Annotated in this window: 15 protein-coding genes; 6 read left to right on the top strand and 9 right to left on the bottom strand. The window is 68.9% G+C overall.

What is annotated here, in order from left to right; translation table 11 throughout:
* Nucleotides 1-140 precede the first annotated feature (140 nt).
* The 5 genes from QZM72_RS30805 (at nucleotide 141) to QZM72_RS30785 (ending at nucleotide 4,366) form a co-directional block, all read left to right on the top strand.
* Entirely contained in the window at nucleotides 141-1,427 is a 1,287-nt protein-coding gene (locus tag QZM72_RS30805) for an EAL domain-containing protein (protein WP_301739942.1), read from the top strand.
* Between the two features lie 151 nt (nucleotides 1,428-1,578).
* Nucleotides 1,579-1,965 (top strand): hypothetical protein, encoded by a 387-nt coding sequence (locus QZM72_RS30800; RefSeq protein ID WP_089468598.1) that lies wholly within the window; start codon nucleotides 1,579-1,581, stop codon nucleotides 1,963-1,965.
* The gene (locus QZM72_RS30795) at nucleotides 1,962-2,366 is read left to right on the top strand and encodes a hypothetical protein (RefSeq protein WP_301739941.1); all 405 of its coding nucleotides are present in this window, start codon (nucleotides 1,962-1,964) and stop codon (nucleotides 2,364-2,366) included. Before QZM72_RS30800 ends, QZM72_RS30795 begins: the two co-directional genes overlap by 4 nt.
* A 135-nt stretch (nucleotides 2,367-2,501) precedes the next feature.
* Nucleotides 2,502-3,227, top strand: a complete 726-nt coding sequence (locus tag QZM72_RS30790) for a copper homeostasis protein CutC (RefSeq protein ID WP_301739940.1) — start codon at nucleotides 2,502-2,504, stop codon at nucleotides 3,225-3,227.
* A 50-nt stretch (nucleotides 3,228-3,277) separates the two neighbouring features.
* Nucleotides 3,278-4,366 carry a suppressor of fused domain protein gene (locus QZM72_RS30785; protein ID WP_301739939.1) on the top strand — a complete coding sequence of 363 codons (1,089 nt, stop codon included), beginning with the start codon at nucleotides 3,278-3,280 and terminating at the stop codon, nucleotides 4,364-4,366.
* 62 nt (nucleotides 4,367-4,428) lie between these two features.
* Here QZM72_RS30785 and bioB read toward each other — a convergent pair whose 3' ends face one another.
* The 9 genes from bioB to aceK form a co-directional block, all read right to left on the bottom strand.
* Entirely contained in the window at nucleotides 4,429-5,448 is a 1,020-nt protein-coding gene (gene bioB, locus QZM72_RS30780; protein ID WP_089468594.1) for a biotin synthase BioB, read from the bottom strand.
* Between the two features lie 39 nt (nucleotides 5,449-5,487).
* Nucleotides 5,488-6,210 (bottom strand): dethiobiotin synthase, encoded by a 723-nt coding sequence (bioD, locus tag QZM72_RS30775; protein ID WP_301739938.1) that lies wholly within the window; start codon nucleotides 6,208-6,210, stop codon nucleotides 5,488-5,490.
* A complete protein-coding gene (gene bioF / locus QZM72_RS30770) occupies nucleotides 6,207-7,394 on the bottom strand; it encodes an 8-amino-7-oxononanoate synthase (RefSeq protein WP_301739937.1) in 1,188 nt (395 codons plus the stop codon). Before bioF ends, bioD begins: the two co-directional genes overlap by 4 nt.
* Nucleotides 7,391-8,737 (bottom strand): adenosylmethionine--8-amino-7-oxononanoate transaminase, encoded by a 1,347-nt coding sequence (bioA, locus tag QZM72_RS30765; RefSeq protein WP_179233444.1) that lies wholly within the window; start codon nucleotides 8,735-8,737, stop codon nucleotides 7,391-7,393. Before bioA ends, bioF begins: the two co-directional genes overlap by 4 nt.
* A 510-nt stretch (nucleotides 8,738-9,247) precedes the next feature.
* Complete coding sequence (locus tag QZM72_RS30760) at nucleotides 9,248-10,516, bottom strand: dienelactone hydrolase family protein (RefSeq protein ID WP_301739936.1); 1,269 nt, start codon at nucleotides 10,514-10,516, stop codon at nucleotides 9,248-9,250.
* A 106-nt stretch (nucleotides 10,517-10,622) separates the two neighbouring features.
* Complete coding sequence (locus QZM72_RS30755; protein ID WP_301739935.1) at nucleotides 10,623-11,060, bottom strand: YchJ family protein; 438 nt, start codon at nucleotides 11,058-11,060, stop codon at nucleotides 10,623-10,625.
* Between the two features lie 38 nt (nucleotides 11,061-11,098).
* Nucleotides 11,099-11,776 (bottom strand): SDR family oxidoreductase, encoded by a 678-nt coding sequence (locus QZM72_RS30750; protein ID WP_301739934.1) that lies wholly within the window; start codon nucleotides 11,774-11,776, stop codon nucleotides 11,099-11,101.
* Nucleotides 11,777-11,884: 108 nt separating this feature from the next.
* A complete protein-coding gene (gene can, locus QZM72_RS30745; RefSeq protein ID WP_089468586.1) occupies nucleotides 11,885-12,652 on the bottom strand; it encodes a carbonate dehydratase in 768 nt (255 codons plus the stop codon).
* A 53-nt stretch (nucleotides 12,653-12,705) separates the two neighbouring features.
* Nucleotides 12,706-14,523 carry a bifunctional isocitrate dehydrogenase kinase/phosphatase gene (gene aceK / locus QZM72_RS30740; protein WP_301739933.1) on the bottom strand — a complete coding sequence of 606 codons (1,818 nt, stop codon included), beginning with the start codon at nucleotides 14,521-14,523 and terminating at the stop codon, nucleotides 12,706-12,708.
* A 304-nt stretch (nucleotides 14,524-14,827) separates the two neighbouring features.
* Between aceK and QZM72_RS30735 the strand changes: the two genes are divergently transcribed.
* Nucleotides 14,828-15,904, top strand: coding sequence for an MBL fold metallo-hydrolase (locus tag QZM72_RS30735; RefSeq protein ID WP_301739932.1), 1,077 nt, complete (start codon nucleotides 14,828-14,830; stop codon nucleotides 15,902-15,904).
* Nucleotides 15,905-15,913: the final 9 nt, after the last annotated feature.

Below are 15,913 nucleotides of genomic sequence, written 5' to 3'. Positions count from 1 at the left end.
GGAGCTTGCTTGAGGGAGAGCAGCCGCCCGGCTTGCGCCGGGTAACCGAGGGTCCAACCAATGACATGGCGCGCCGTCCCGTTCGTCGTTTTTCGCGGGACGCCGGACGTCGCGCTCGACTGCATCACCAGGAGGAAGGCATGACGATCGTGCAACAGGAGCGTCCGGCCGCCGCGTCGCCGTACCGGTTCGAGCGGGAGATGAGCTCGGGCTTCGAACGGCTGGCGACGCAGCACCGCGACCTGACGCTCACGACCGTGTTCCAGCCGATATTCAGCCTCTCGCACCAGCGCGCGGTGGGCTATGAGGCGCTGCTGCGCGCACACGATGCGCTCGACCGCCCCGTGTCGCCGCTCGACGTGTTCGGCGAAGCCGCGCGCCGGGACGAACTGCTGCAGCTCGACCGGCTCGCGCAGGCGCTGCATCTGGAGAACTTCGCGCTGCTCGGCGCGGAGCGCGAGTGGCTGTTTCTCAACGTCCATCCGGGCGTGCTCACCGATCCGTTCCAGGCGGCCGCGCTGCTCGCGAACCTGAAACGGCTCGGCATGCCGCCGCGGCGCATCGTGCTCGAAGTGCTCGAACAGCGCGCGGAAGACGTCGAGCGGCTCGCGGAGGCCGTGCGCGAGTTCCGCACGCACGGCTTCCTGATCGCGCTCGACGATTTCGGCGCGGGCCATTCGAACCTCGAACGGATCTGGCAGCTGAACCCGGACATCGTGAAGCTCGACCGGATCATGCTGTCGCACGCGGCGCACCGCACGGGGCTCACCGCGATCCTGCACGGGCTCGTCACGCTGTTGCACGAGGCCGGCAAGCTGGTGCTCGTCGAAGGGATCGAGACCGAGCACGAAGCGCAGATCGCGCTGTCGTGCGAGGCCGATTTCGTGCAGGGCTACTACTTCGGCCGCCCGGCGCCGGGGCTGCCCGACAGCGCGGCCGCGACCGGCTGCATCGGCGAGCTGACCGAGCGCTTTCGCGAGCAGACCGAAGCGCGCGAGCGGCGCGACGCGCAGCGGCTCGCACCGTACCTGCGTGCGTTCGAACGGGCGGCCGAGCGTCTCGCGGCCGGCGAGCCGCTCGACGAGGTGTGCTGGAACTTCCTCGCGCTCGATGCGGCCGCGCGCTGCTTCCTGCTCGATGCGCGGGGCCGGCAGTCGGGCCGCAACGTCGTGCTGCGCGCCGACCGCGCGCTCGCCGAGGCGCGTTTTTCGCCGCTGGCGGACGCGCAGGGCGCGAACTGGCTGCGCCGGCCGTATTTCCGCTCGGCGATCACCGAACCGGGGCGCGTGCAGGTCACGCGGCCGTACCTGTCGATCAACGAGGCGCAGCCGTGCGTGACGCTGTCGGTGGCCGTGCGCGTCGGCGATACGCAGCGCGTGCTGTGCGGCGATATCGACTGGATCGACGAGGACGCGCAAGCGGCGTAGCGGCACACGGTCCGGATGCGGCGACCGACGGCGCGGGGGCGGCCGTTGCATTCGCCGCGCGCTTCCCCGACAATGGCGCGACCGCGGCCGTCGTGACCGCGCGCGCCGTCCGGGGGGCCACCATGGCGGCGAATATAAAAAGGAAAACACCATGAAAAGACCGATTTCGCTGACCATCCTCGCGTGGATCATCATCGTCACCAACGCGATCACCTGCGTCTACACGCCGTTCTCGATCGGCATGCCGGCCACCCAGGCGCTGCTGTCGCACTACCTGCTGCCCGTGTGGGCCACGTTCGGCATCAGCATGATCGTCGAAGCCGCCAACGTCGTGATCGGCATCGCGATCCTCAAGGGACGCGAATGGTCGCGCAAGGCCTATATCGTGACGTTCGTATTCGGCATGGGGTTCTCGTTGATCAACATGCCGGCGTCGATGCTCATGGTGCTGGTCCCGGGCGTCCTGCTGTTCGCGGTGTTCGTCTACCTGCTGTTCCGGCGCCCCGCGACCGCGTATTTCAGGCAGGCCCTTGCATGAGCGTCGTGCGTAACGCGCTGGCGATCGTGCTGTTCTCGATCGCCGGTTTCTGCGTGATCGCCGCGCAGACGGCCGCGTTCCTGAAAGTCGGGCAGGCGGGCGCGACGGCGATAGTCGTCGCCGTGCTGTTCGCGGTGTCCGCCGTGCTGCTGGCCGCGGGCGCGTTTGCCGGCGCATTCCGGCCGCGTGGGCGCGGCGCGGGCATCGTGCTGCTCGCCGCGGCCGCGACCACCGCGCTCGGGATGGTGAGCTGGGGGATGCTCGTGCTCACACCGGCGATCGTCGACGTGATGCAGCAGCAGGGCGCGTACTTCGACGCGCGGATGTTCCGCTTCATGCCCGGCACCGGCGTGACCGCGTTGTCCGGGCTCGTCGGCGTCTGGCTCGTGCGGCGCGGCTGACGTACCGGGCTGAAATACGCGGCTGAAGTAGGCGGCTGAAGTAGGCGGCTGAAGTACGCGGCCGCCGGCCCGCTGGCGTCCGTCACGCGGCTCGGCTAGGATGCGCGAATTGTCCAGACGATTCGCGGGCCGCCCATGAACCGACATGCCGCTTCTTCCGTTCTTCTCGAAGTGATCGCCACGACCGTCGGCGATGCGAAGGTCGCCGCCCGCGCGGGCGCCGACCGTCTCGAACTCGTGACCGCGATCACCGAAGGCGGGCTGACGCCGAGCGTCGGCCTGATCGAGGCCGTCGTGGCCGCCGTACCGATTCCCGTCAACGTGATCGTGCGTCCGCACAGCCGCTCGTTCGTCTATGACGCCGACGATCTGCGCGTGATCGAGCGCGACGTGCGCGCGGCCGTCGCGGCCGGCGCGAACGGCGTCGTGTTCGGCGCGCTCGATGCGCGCGGCGACGTCGATCTCGGCGCGCTGGCCCGGATCGCGGCCGCCGCGGACGGGCGCGCGCTCACGTTCCACCGCGCGTTCGACGTCGCGCGCGATCTTAATGCCGCGTTCGACGCGCTGCTGCGCGTGCCGGCCGTCACGTCCGTGCTGACGTCGGGCGGCCATCCGTCGGTGCTCGACGCGGTCGCGACGATCACGCGGCTCGTGCGGCAGGCGGCGGGCACGACCTGCACGGTGCTGGCCGGCTCGGGGCTCACGGTCGATGCGGTCGGCGATTTCGTGCGCGCCACCGGCGTGCGCGCGGTGCATTTCGGCTCGGGCGTGCGGCCGCGCGGCGAGGTGCTGGCGCCCGTCGACGCGCAGCGCGTCGAGCGCGTGCGCGCGGCGCTCGACGGCGCGGCGTCGCACGTGTGACGCACGCACCGACACCACAAAACACGACATCATCGGGAAGAGAGGGCCACATGACGGACGCCACGCAGGACACGCAAGACGGCGCGAACGACGATGCCGCGCCCGGCTGGGACGCGATCGACGCTGCGCTCGCGCGCCTTTATCCGGGCCAGGCGCCGAAGCACTACGGCACGCTGGTCAAGTGGCGCCTCGGCGGCCCCGATCCGCTCGACGGGATCAGCGTGTGGCAGCGCGCGGAACCCGTGCCGCACTGGCATTTCGTCACGTATGGGCTGAGCGAGCTGTATGCGAAGGAGTCCGACGATCCGGCCGTCAGCGGCTTCGGCTTCGAACTGACGATGCGCGTTGCGTGCGCGGCCGGCGACGACGAGCCGCCGCGCTGGGTGTTCAGCTTCCTGCAGAATCTCGCACGCTACGTATTCCAGAGCGGCAACGCGTTCGACGACGGCCACTGGATGACGGCCAACGGCCCGATCGCGCTCGATACCGATACGGCGCTCTGCTCGATGGGCTTCGCGTTCGATCCGGAACTGCCGGCGATCGACACGCCGCACGGCCGTCTCGCGTTCCTGCAGGTCGTCGGGCTGACGCTCGACGAGGAACGCGCCGCGAAGCGCTGGCGCACGCGCGCGCTGCTCGACACGCTGCTGCCGCACATGCCGCTGTGGGTGACCGATCTCGGCCGCGCGTCGCTGCTCGAACGCGCGGACGTGCGCGAGCAGGTCGATGCGGGCACGCAGCGCGACGGCTCGGCGAGCGGCTACCTGTTCACCGACGTGCTCGGCTGGGAAACCCGCAAGCGGCTGCTGCGTGCGCCGGTGATCGAGATCACCGTCGGCGCGCGGCAGGTCGACGAACTCGTCACGCTGTTGCCGCTGCGGCTGCCGTTCGATCGGCCGTTTCGCCTCGTCGGTCACGACGGCGCGGTGCGGTTCGTGCGCGGCGACGCGAACAGCGTGACCGACGAAGACGGCACGCCGACGCTGCGGCTCACCGATGCGACGGTCCAGGCGCTGGCGCGCACGCTGAAGCCGCGTGCCGGCGAGTACGCGATCGAAGGGCTCGATGGCGTGCGCTGGCGGGTGGAGAAGACCGTGATCCGTGACGCGCAGGGCAATCCGGTGCAGACGATCGGATGAAAAAAGCCGGGGGCGCGCCCCGGCTTTGTCGTTGGCGGTCATGGCCCCCCGGCCGTGACCGCTTACGCGTTTTCCGCCAGCATGTCGGCCTGGCTCGCGCGGATGCCGAGGCGCTCGAACAGCGCGCGGTCGCGCTGCGTCTGCGGGTTGCTCGTCGTCAGCAGCTGGTCGCCGTAGAACATCGAGTTCGCACCCGCGAGGAAGCACATCGCCTGCATCGCGTCGTCGAGCTGCTCGCGCCCGGCCGACAGGCGCACGACGGCCTTCGGCATCGTGATGCGCGCGACCGCGATCGTGCGCACGAACTCGAACGGGTCGAGCGGCGCGGTGCCTTCGAGCGGCGTGCCTTCGATCGCGACGAGGTTGTTGATCGGCACCGATTCCGGATACGGGTTCAGGTTCGCGAGCTGCGAGATCAGGCCCGCGCGTTCGCGGCGCGATTCACCCATCCCGATGATGCCGCCGCAGCACACGTTGATGCCCGCGTCGCGCACGCGGTCGAGCGTGTCGAGACGGTCCTGGTACGTGCGCGTCGAGATCACCTGGCCGTAGAACTCCGGCGACGTGTCGAGGTTGTGGTTGTAGTAGTCGAGGCCCGCGTCGGCGAGCTGCCGAGCCTGTTCGTTTTCCAGCATGCCGAGCGTCATGCAGGTCTCGAGGCCGAGTTCCTTCACGCCGCGCACCATCTCGGTCAGCGCGGGCATGTGACGCTCCTTCGGGTTGCGCCATGCGGCGCCCATGCAGAAGCGGCTCGCGCCGTTCGCCTTCGCCGCGCGCGCGGCGTCGAGCACCGTGTCGACGTCCATCAGCTTCTCGGCCTTCAGGCCCGTGTCGTGATGCGACGACTGCGAGCAATAGCCGCAATCTTCCTCGCAGCCGCCCGTCTTGATCGACAGCAGCGTCGACAACTGCACCGCGTTCGCGTCGAAGTGCTCGCGATGCACCTGCTGCGCGCGGTACATCAGGTCGTTGAACGGCAGCTCGAACAGCGCGACGACGTCGGCGACGCGCCAGCGCTGCGGCGTCGGCGCCGCCACGGGAATCGCGTCGGGTTGCACGGCGGCGGTCTGGGCTTGGGTCATTTCGTTTTCCTGTCCTGGCGGGATGGGGGATCGGTTGGGTCAATGCCGCGCGGTGCGCAGCGATTCGACGAGCGCGGCGATGTCGAGCATCGCCGCGGCGGATTCGGGGGCGGCCGGCGTCATGTGCGCGATGCGGCCGAGCAGTGGCGCGCGGTGCTCGCGCGCGAGCCAGTCGCGAATCGTCGCGACGTTCTCGTCGGCGAACGACATAGCCGGGTCGACGTGGTTCGCGACCCAGCCCGCGAGCGTGAGGCCGCGCTGGCGAATCGCGTCGGCCGTCAGCAGCGCGTGGCTGATGCAGCCGAGCCGGACGCCCACGACGAGCACGACGGGCAGGCCGAGCGCGACCGCGAGATCGGCGGTGTCCTGCGTGTCGTTCAGCGGCACGCGAAAACCGCCGACGCCTTCGACGACGACCACGTCCGCGCGCGTCAGCGCTTCGCGATGGCACGCGACGATCGTGTCGAGGTCGAGCGTCACGCCTTCCTGCGCGGCGACGATATGCGGCGCGGCCGGCGCTTTCAGCAGGAACGGCGTGCGCATTTCGGGCGGCAGCACGACGTTCGCGGCGGCGTCGAGCTGGTCGGCGTCCTCGTTGCGCCACACGCCGTCGCGTTCGTACGCGCCGGCCGCGACCGGCTTCAGTGCGGCCGCGCGCAGGCCGTGCCGCGCGAAGCCGTGCAGCATCGCGGCCGACACGAAGGTCTTGCCGATTTCGGTGTCGGTGCCGGTGATGAAAACGGAGAGCGGGGCGTTGGTCATGCTGCCGCCTCGTCGCTCGCTTCGATCAACGCCGCTTCGAGCCTTGCCAGATCGTCGAACGAATGCGCGGCCGACAGCGACACGCGCAGCCGCGACGTGCCGGCCGGCACCGTCGGCGGCCGGATTGCCGGCACCCACAGGCCGTGCGCGTCGAGCGCGCGCATCGCCGCGAGCGTCGCGTCGTTGCTGCCGATCACGAGCGGCTGCACGGCCGTGTGCGAATCGACCGGCTGCCAGCGCGTGCGGTGCAGCAGCGCGCGCGTGCGATCGATCAGCGCGGCGAGGTGCGAGCGGCGCGCGTCGCCTTCGTCGCCCGCGATCACTTTCAGGCTCGCCGATACCGCATGCGCGACGGCCGGCGGCGCGGCCGTCGTGAAGATATAGCTGCGCGCGCGCTGGATCAGCCATTCGATCGCGGTCTCATGTGCGATCACGAATGCGCCGGCGACGCCGGCCGCCTTGCCGAGCGTGCCGACGTACACCAGATGCGGCGACCGCAGCGCGGCGGCCGCGAGCGCGCCGCGGCCTTGCGGGCCGAGCACGCCGAAGCCGTGCGCATCGTCGACGACGAGCCACGCGCCGTGGCGCTCGGCCAGCGCGACGAGTTCGGCGAGCGGCGCGAGGTCGCCATCCATGCTGAATACGGTGTCGCTGACGATCAGCTTCGTTTCGGCATCCGATGCGTCGAGCAGCGCGGCGAGCGCGGCCATGTCCGCATGTGGATAGACCTGCACGTTCGCGCGCGACAGCCGCATGCCGTCGATCAGCGACGCGTGGTTCAGCGCGTCGGAGAAGATCGTCGCGCCGTTGCCGGCGAGCGCCGTCATCGCGGCGAGGTTCGCCATGTAGCCGGTGCTGAAGTACAGCGCGCGCGGCGCATCGGAGAAGCCGCCCGCGAAGCCCGCGAGTTCGTCTTCCAGTTTGGCGTGCGCGCGTGAATGGCCGCCGAGCAGGTGCGAGCCCCCGCTGCCGGAGCCGTAGCGCTGCGCGCCTTCGGCGAACGCGGCGACGAGCGCCGGATGCGCGGCGAGGCCGAGGTAGTCGTTGCTCGCGAAGCCGACGATCTCGCGGCCGTTCACGGTCATGCGCGCGTCGCACGCGGTGTCGGCGATGCGGCGCACGCGGCGCAGCCCTTGCGCGTCGAGGTCGGCGAGGCCGCGTTGCAGGGTGTCGAGCAGGCTCATCGGCGGAGGCCCTCCAGCGTCGCGTCGAGCGTGTCGCGCGTGCGCTGCGCGAGCCACGCGATATCGTCGTCGCTCATCACGTACGGCGGCATCAGGTACACGGTTGTGCCGATCGGGCGCAGCAGCAGCTCGCGTTCGAGCGCGTGTTCGAAGAAACGCCGCGAGAAGCCGCGCGCCGCGTCGCCGTCGAGCGCGACGTCGAACGCGAACAGCGTGCCGCGCTCGCGCAGGTGGCGCACTTGGCGGTGCGCGTCGAGCGGCGCGAGCGCCGCGCGCAGCGTCGCCGATTTGCGGGCATTGCTCGCGAGCACGTCGTCGCGCGCGAACAGGTCGAGCGTCGCGACCGCCGCGCGGCACGCGAGCGGGTTGCCGGTGTACGAATGCGAGTGCAGGAAGCCGCGCGTCGTGTCGTCGTCGTAGAACGCGGCGAACACGTCGTCGCGCGTGAGCACGAGCGACAGCGGCAGGTAGCCGCCGCTGATGCCTTTGGACAGGCACATGAAATCGGGCCAGACGCCGGCCTGCTCGCACGCGAAGAAGGTGCCGGTGCGCCCGCACCCGACCGCGATCTCGTCGGCGATCAGGTGCACGCCGAATTCGTCGCACAGCGCGCGCAGCCCGCGCACGTACGACGGATCGTGCATCGCCATGCCGGCCGCGCATTGCACGAGCGGCTCGACGATCAGCGCGGCGATCCGGTCGCCGCGCTCGACGAACAGTCGGCGCACGTCCGCGAGCGCGCGGCCAGCGACGTCGGCGGCCGTCTCGCCCGGCAGCGCGCCGCGCGCATCGGGCGACGCGACCACGTGCGCGTGGCGGATCAGCGGGTCGTACGCATCCTTGAACAGCGCGACGTCGGTCACGCCGAGCGCGCCGATCGTCTCGCCGTGATAGCTGTTCGCGACGCAGACGAATTCCTGCTTGTTCGCGCGGCCGCGGTTGCGCCACGCGTGGAAGCTCATCTTCAGCGCGATCTCGACGGCCGACGCGCCGTCCGACGCGAAGAACGCATGGCCGAGCGTGCGCGCGGTGAGCGCATGCAGCCGTTCGGCGAGCTCGATCGCGGGCTCGTGCGTGCAGCCAGCGAGCATCGCGTGCTCGAGCGTGTCGAGCTGGTCCTTCAGCGCGGCGTTGATGTCCGGGTTCGCATGGCCGAACAGGTTGACCCACCACGAGCTGATCGCGTCAAAGTAGCGGCGGCCGTCACGGTCGTACAGCCACAGGCCCGCGCCGCGCGCGACGGGGACGAGCGGCAGGCGCTCGTGGTGCTTCATCTGGGTGCAGGGATGCCAGACCGCGCGCAGGCTGCGCGCGACCCAGTCGTCGGTGGCTGGCGTACTCAAGGCGACTCCGGGGGTAAAACGACCGCGCGGCATCGACGGAATGCCGCGCGGCGGGATACGAAACGCGCAGAGATTAGCGTGTTCCGCCGGACGTTGCACTAGCGGTTACAAACGCCGCGAAGCCTTGCTGGGCGGGAGTTCGGCGCAGTTCGTGGGTGCTCGGGACGGAACGCGGCGGATCCGGAGAAATGCGCGCAGATGACGACGTTCGAGTGACACCCCCCGACAGAAAAAATCGTGGGACGGGGGCGGCCGGGGCGGCGAAATAGGGGAACGATGACGGGCGGTATTGGTGGCGACAACGGGGCGATCTTGCTCCGCGGATTGTCCGATCAATGGGGCGGCGCAAGGCCGGACGACTGGAGGAGATCTGGCGCGAATTCAAGTCGATTGCTCGTAAAAACGAGCATTACGTAGCGTATGCGCGATTTGACGAGCAGGCGGGGGAGTGCCGCGGTGAGCGTGAATCGACGGCGCGCGAAGGGAAGCAGGAGGAAAGGCAGCCGCGCGTCAGCGCGAAGCCAGTGCGCGCGTATCGGTATCGCGGGCGCGATCGCCGTTGTCGGCCGTCTGGGTCGTGTCGGCGTTCCACACGACGCGGTTGTTGACCGCATACAGCCGGCACGCGCCGGCGCCTTGCTTCGCGCAGTTGTCGAGCGCGAGCGCCATCGGATCGTCGCCGCCTTCGGCCCACGACCACGCGCCTTCCGACGACACCGCGAACGCGCGGCTCGGATGCTGGTTCAGGAAGCGGCGATAGCCTTCGCGGCCGGCTTCGTCGACGTAGGGCACCGCGTTGACCGCGTCGATCGACGCGTAGCCGGTCGCTTTCGGCTCGTGCGGGTCGGCGACCGCATAGCGCACCGCGGTCGGCAGGTTCAGTTCGGCGAGGAACGCGTGCACGGCCGGCCACCACACCGGCACGCCGTCGCGATCGACGATCAGCCGGTGCGCGTCGTCCTTGTAGCGGCCGAAATCGACGAACTGCGCCTGCGTGCCGTGCGACACGTACGCATCGTGCATCCGCGCGACGAGCGCGGGCGTCCATACCGAATCGTTGTCGCCGTACAGCCACAGCGAGCGCACGGCCGTGTGCGCGCCGTACTGGTCGAATGCGTCGACGAGGTTGCGCTGCCAGCCGTCGCACAGGTCCTGGCGCAGCCCGCCGGAGAAGTTGATGATGCCGCGCACGCCCGCCGCGGCTTCGGTGCCGTATGCGACCGACACGAGCCCGCCGTGCGACGTGCCGGCGACGACGATGCGCGACGCATCGACGTACGGCTGGCGCGACATGTAGCGCACCGTCGCATCGACGTCGGCGGCCTGCGCGAGGCCGTTCTTGCCGACGTTGCAGCCTTCCTGCTGATACGTGCCGCCCGAACTGGCGAAACCCTGGCGATTCGGCGCGATCACCGCATAGCCGCGGCGCACGAATTCGCGCGCGAACGCGAGCGGCCGGCTGCGCGGCTGCAGATGCAGATCGCCGGTATTTTTGCCGTGGTTGAAGACGACGAGCGGGAACGGGCCGGGCCCGTTCGGCTTGAACAGCGTCGCCTCGAGCGTGATGGCGCCCGACGCGTCGGCCGGAATGCGGAGGATCTGCTCGTTGAGATCGGCGGCGACCTGCGGCAGGTTCGAGTCGGCGTAGTCGAAATGCTCGGCGTGAGCGAGCGACCCGCTGGCGCCCGCGCCCGTATCGGCGCTCGGCAGCGTACCGGCCTGAGCGGCCGACAGCGCGCCGGCCGCCATCCATCCCACCAATACCTTGCTGAACGCCATCCGTAAGCCCTGCCACGCAACATGACCAAGTCGAACCCATCGTAGCCCGACAAAATCAGGTTGTGCAATGCGGGAATTACCCGGCGTCTGACATGGCAACTATTTGTCAGCGTTCACTTACTTCGCCGTCGACATAGCGCCAGAAACCCTGCTCGTCGCGCTCGAAACGGCTCGTCTCGTGGAGCCGGTAAGCGCGTCCGCCGACCTTGTAGCGGGCCACGAATTCGACCTCCGCGTGCCGGTCGTCGAGCGGTACGTGCCGTTTGACCGCGAGGCCGAGCCAGCGCGGCGCGTCCGGCGCGTCCGGATCGGTGTCGAGATCGGGCGGGCAGGTGCGCGCGGCCCACGTCGCGCGCAGGTAGTCGGTCGCGCCGAGCACGTACGCGCTGTACCGCGAGCGCATCAATTCGAGCGCGGTCGGCGCGGCTTGCCCGCCGTCGATGAAGCGGCCGCAGCAGGCCGCGTAGCGCGGTGCCGGCGCGTTGCCGGCGGGCGCTGCGGACGCGCCGCCGCACGGGCACGCGTCAGGTCGATTCAAAGTCATGCGTAATATGAATTAACAACGATCGGTGGCTGGGCCGCTCACCAACTCAGCTCGATGCCGTCGTACTGGAAGAACCGGCCGTTCGCCTGGGACACGTCCGAAGCGGATTCGGCGATCACGCGACGCATGCCGGTCACGCTCGTTTCCGGATCGATCGCGGCCTGCGCGCCGCCCATGTCGGTGCGCACCCAGCCCGGGTGCAGCGAAATGCACGCGGCATGGCGCGTCTGCAGCGACGCGATGCGCAGCGCGTCGTTCAGCGCGGCCTTGCTCGCGCGGTAGAGCCAGCCGGTCGTGCCGGTCGCCTCGGCGATGCTGCCCATCCGGCTCGACACGACGGCCAGCACGCCGCGCGCGTCCTCGACGAGCGGCAGCAGGATCGGCAGCAACTGCATCGGCCCGCGCACGTTCGTATGCATCACCGCGTCGAAATCCTCTGCGGTGATCGTCTCGACGCCTTCGGTGCGCGGCCCGTACACGCCGGACACGAGCACGGCCGCATCGAGCCGCTCGCCGTCGAGCTTCCAGCCGAGCGCCGCGATCTGCGCGGGCTGCGCGATGTCGAGCGCATGCGGCTGCACGCCGAGCGCACGCAGCGCATCGAGCGACGCCGCGTCGCGCGCGGTGGCGATCACGTTCCAGCCGTCGCGCCGGTATTGCCGGACGAATTCACGGCCGAGGCCGCGCGATGCGCCGACGATCAATACGGTTTTCATACCCGTCGCTCCTTGGATTGGCGCCGCCGTGGCGGTGCCGGTGTCAGTCCGTTCGAGGCGCGCCGCGCCCGTGTGGCCGCCGCCGGGCGGCGGGCGCGTCACCGCACGTTACTGCGCGTCGTCGCACGGTTTCAGCGTGGCGGCGACGGCCTGCGCGACGCCTTCGAGCCGCGCGGCATCCGCCGCGACCATGTCGTTGTCCGGCGCGTGCTGGCCGCGTGCGGTCAGCGCGGCCACGCAGCGCTTGTAGGTCTCGTCGAGCGCGTCGAAGTTGGACACGGACATCCCGAGGTTGCGCATCCGGCCGTCGTGCACGCCGTACACGAGCCCGTGCACGGTGAGCGACTGGCCGCGCGCCCACGCGTCGTTGACGATCGTCGTGCGGCACACGTTGACGACCTGTTCGATCGAATTCAGCTCGATCAGGCGGCGATACCGCGCTTCGCCGACCGGCCATTCGTCGAGCAGCGCCGCATGGCGCTCGCGCACGTCCTGCACGTGATGCAGCCAGTTGTCCGCGAGGCCGACACGGCGGTTGTGCAGCGCCGCGTTCACGCCCGAGCAGCCGTAGTGGCCGACCACCATGATGTGCTTCACGCGCAGGATGTCGACCGCGAACTGGATCACCGACAGGCAGTTCAGGTCGCTGTGCACGACCACGTTCGCGATGTTGCGGTGCACGAACACTTCACCCGGCGGCAGGCCGATGATCTGGTTCGCCGGCACGCGCGAATCGGAGCAGCCGATCCACAGATATTCCGGCGCCTGCTGGTCGGCGAGCCGTGCGAAGAAATCGGGATCGTCGGCGAGCTGGCGTTTGACCCAGGCATCGTTGTTGTCGAACAGATGTGAAAGCGGATTGTCTTGGGTAGTCATCGGTGTGGATCCCGTTGGCGGAAATCAAGTCGATATCGGTGGGGGCACCGGCGTCAGGCGGCGCGCTGCGCGTCGCCCGCGCCGTCGTTCCGGCCCGTCGCGTCGAAGCGCGCGGGGTAGCGCACGCTGAAGCGCAGGGCCGTGTCGTACGGATAAAAATCGGGCAATTCGCCCTGCATCAGCTTGTCCTTGCTCGCCTGCCACAGCGCGGGATCGAAAAAGTCCGCGTGATGCTTCATGAAGACGTCGCGCACGCGCGGGTCGCCGAGCAGGAACGGCCCGTAGGTCTCCGGAAAGATGTCGTGCGGGCCGACGGTATACCACGGTTCGCCGGACAGCTCGTCTTCCTCGTTGCGCGGCGGCGGCACGCGCCGCACGTTGCAGTCGGTCAGGTACTCGATCTCGTCGTAGTCGTAGAACACGACGCGGCCGTGGCGCGTGACGCCGAAATTCTTGTACAGCATGTCGCCGGGGAAGATGTTCGCCTTCATCAGCTCCTTCACCGCGTTGCCGTATTCCTTCACGCCGTGCTCGACGTCCGCGTCGCTGCCGTTCTGCAGGTACAGGTTCAGCGGCGTCATCCGGCGCTCGATGTACAGGTGCTCGATCACGAGCTTGTCGTCCTCGTATTCGAGCAGCGACGGCACTTCCTTTTCGAGTTCGCGCACGAGCGCGTGATCGAGCCGCGCGAGCGGCAGCGCGACGCTCGAATACTCGAGCGTGTCGGCCATCCGCCCGAGGCGGTCGTGGCGCTTCACGAGCTGGTACTTCTCCATGATCTGCGCGCGCGTCGTTTCCTTCGGCGGCGGGAAGTAATCCTTGATGATCTTGAACACGTACGGGAACGACGGCAGCGTGAACACGAGCATCACGAGGCCCTTGATCCCGGGCGCGACGATGAAGCGGTCGCTCGAATGCGACAGATGGTGCAGCAGGTCGCGGTAGAACAGGTTCTTGCCCTGCTTCTGCAGCCCGACCGACGTGTAGATCTCGGCCTTCGGCTTGCCCGGCATGATCGTGCAGAGGAAATCCACGTATGCGGACGGCACGCCCATGTCGACGAGGAAGTACGAGTGCGAGAAGCTGAAGATGATCTGCAGCAAGTCGCGGCGCAGCAGCACGGTGTCGAGCGCGAGCACGCCCGGGCGCACGTGGCGGATCGGCACCGCGAACGGCAGCACGCGGTCGGCGTTGATGATGCGGCCGATGATGTACGCGCTCTTGTTGCGGAAGAACAGCGACGACAGCACGTGGATCTGGAAATTCGGCGCTTCGTCGAAGTGGCCGAATTCGTCGTCGATCGCCTGCATCACGCAGCCGATGTCGCGCGTGAGATCCTCGAACGCCGGCTCGAGCTGGAAGTTCGTGACGATGCGCTCGAGCGTGACCGCGAGACCGTCGGTGGCCGGATAGTACGCGCGGTAGGTCGGCTTCGCGGCCGGCTCGTCGTTCTCCAGATACTCGGTCGAGATCGCCGGGCGCACGAAGATGAAATCATTGCTGAAATACGAGCGGTGCAGGATCTTGCAGCACACCGAATTGAAGAAGGTTTCCGCGCACTCGGGCTGGCGGTGCGACGTGAGCAGTCCGATGTAGTGCAGCTTGATCTGCTGCCACACTTCGTCGTCGATGTTCTCCGCGTCATATTCGTCTTCCAGCACCTCGACGCATTCCTTCACGCGATCGTCGTACGACGTGATCCGCTCGCGCGCGAGCCGCTGCAGCCCGTGCCAGTCGCCGCGCTCGAACAGCGTCTTCGCGTCGACCGCCGCTTTGCGGAAGATCCGGTAATGGCGATCGAAGTATTCGAGCATCGTCTGGGCGACGTCGAAACCGATCTGCGACGACAGCAGTTTGGGGAAGTGATTCATCGCGTGCAGGCTCGTTCAAGGGGCTGTAAGCACTCGCCATTTTAGCGCCCAAGTCGGCGTTTCAATGACTTTCGCGGTGACGCGCGAACGGCCGTCAATCGGCGCGTTGATCGCCGTTGGGCGCCGTTCGATGCATCTTCGCGTAAAGATACGGGTACGGAACCGATTCTGACACGAACTTTTTTCTGGCGGGCCGGCGTGCGTCGGGCACCCGTTTCGCGCGACGGCGATAGAATCGACGCACCGCCCGCCGCGCGCTGCCGCCGGCACGCATTCGCACCGATAACGACGAGACGCCCCACCGATGAACGCCCTGGAACACCAACTCGAGTACCCCTTCGCCGACACGCTGCCCGCCGCGGGCGATACGTTCGAGGTCGCGCCCGGCGTGCGCTGGCTGCGCATGCCGCTGCCGTTCTCGCTCGACCACATCAATCTCTGGCTGCTGCGCGACGAGATCGACGGGCAGGCCGGCTGGACGATCGTCGATTGCGGGATCGCGTCGGATGCGATCCGCACGCACTGGGAGCAGATCTTCGACGCGCATCTCGACGGCCTGCCCGTGCTGCGCGTGCTCGTCACGCACTGCCACCCCGATCACTTCGGCCTCGCGAACTGGCTGTGCGAAGGCGGCGACAAGGGCCGCTGGAACGTGCGGCTGTGGATGACGCTGGGCGAATATATGTTCGGCTGCCTGATGGCGGCCGGCAACGGGTCGAACGCGGGCGGCGCGGCCGCCGCCGAGCACTTCGCGCGCCACGGGCTGACCGATCCGGCCGCGCTCGACCAGCTGCGCAACCGCCGCGGCTATTACTCGGACCTCGTGCCGGCCGTGCCGCCGCGCTACCGGCGCCTGCGCGAAGGCGACGCGGTGGCGATCGGCGCGCGCACGTGGCGCGTCGTTACCGGCTTCGGCCATTCGCCTGAACATTGCGCGCTCCACAGCGAAGCGGACGGCGTGCTGATTTCCGGCGACATGGTGCTGCCGCGCATCTCGACGAACGTGTCGGTGTTCGATCTCGAACCGGAAGCGAACCCGCTCGCGCTGTACCTCGAATCGCTCGCCCGCTACGAGACGATGGCGCCCGACACGCTCGTGCTGCCGTCGCACGGCAAGCCGTTCCGCGGCGTGCGCACGCGCATCGCGCAACTGCGCGAACACCACGATGCGCGCCTGGCCGAAGTGCGCGTCGCGTGCGCGGAGCAGCCGATGAGCGCGGCCGACGTCGTGCCGATCATGTTCCGCCGCCGCGAGCTCGACATCCACCAGATGACCTTCGCGCTCGGCGAGGCGCTCGCGCACCTGAACCTGCTGTGGCTCGCGGGCGAACTCGTGCGCGAGCAGGGAGACGACGGGGTGATTCGCTTCGCGCGAGCCTGAGTTCGCCGG

Origin of the sequence: Burkholderia sp. AU45388 (genome assembly GCF_030481585.1) — a bacterium.
Taxonomy (GTDB): Bacteria; Pseudomonadota; Gammaproteobacteria; order Burkholderiales; family Burkholderiaceae; genus Burkholderia; species Burkholderia sola.
Note: the sequence above shows the minus strand (reverse complement) of the source record. Positions and strands in the feature narration are given on the sequence as shown.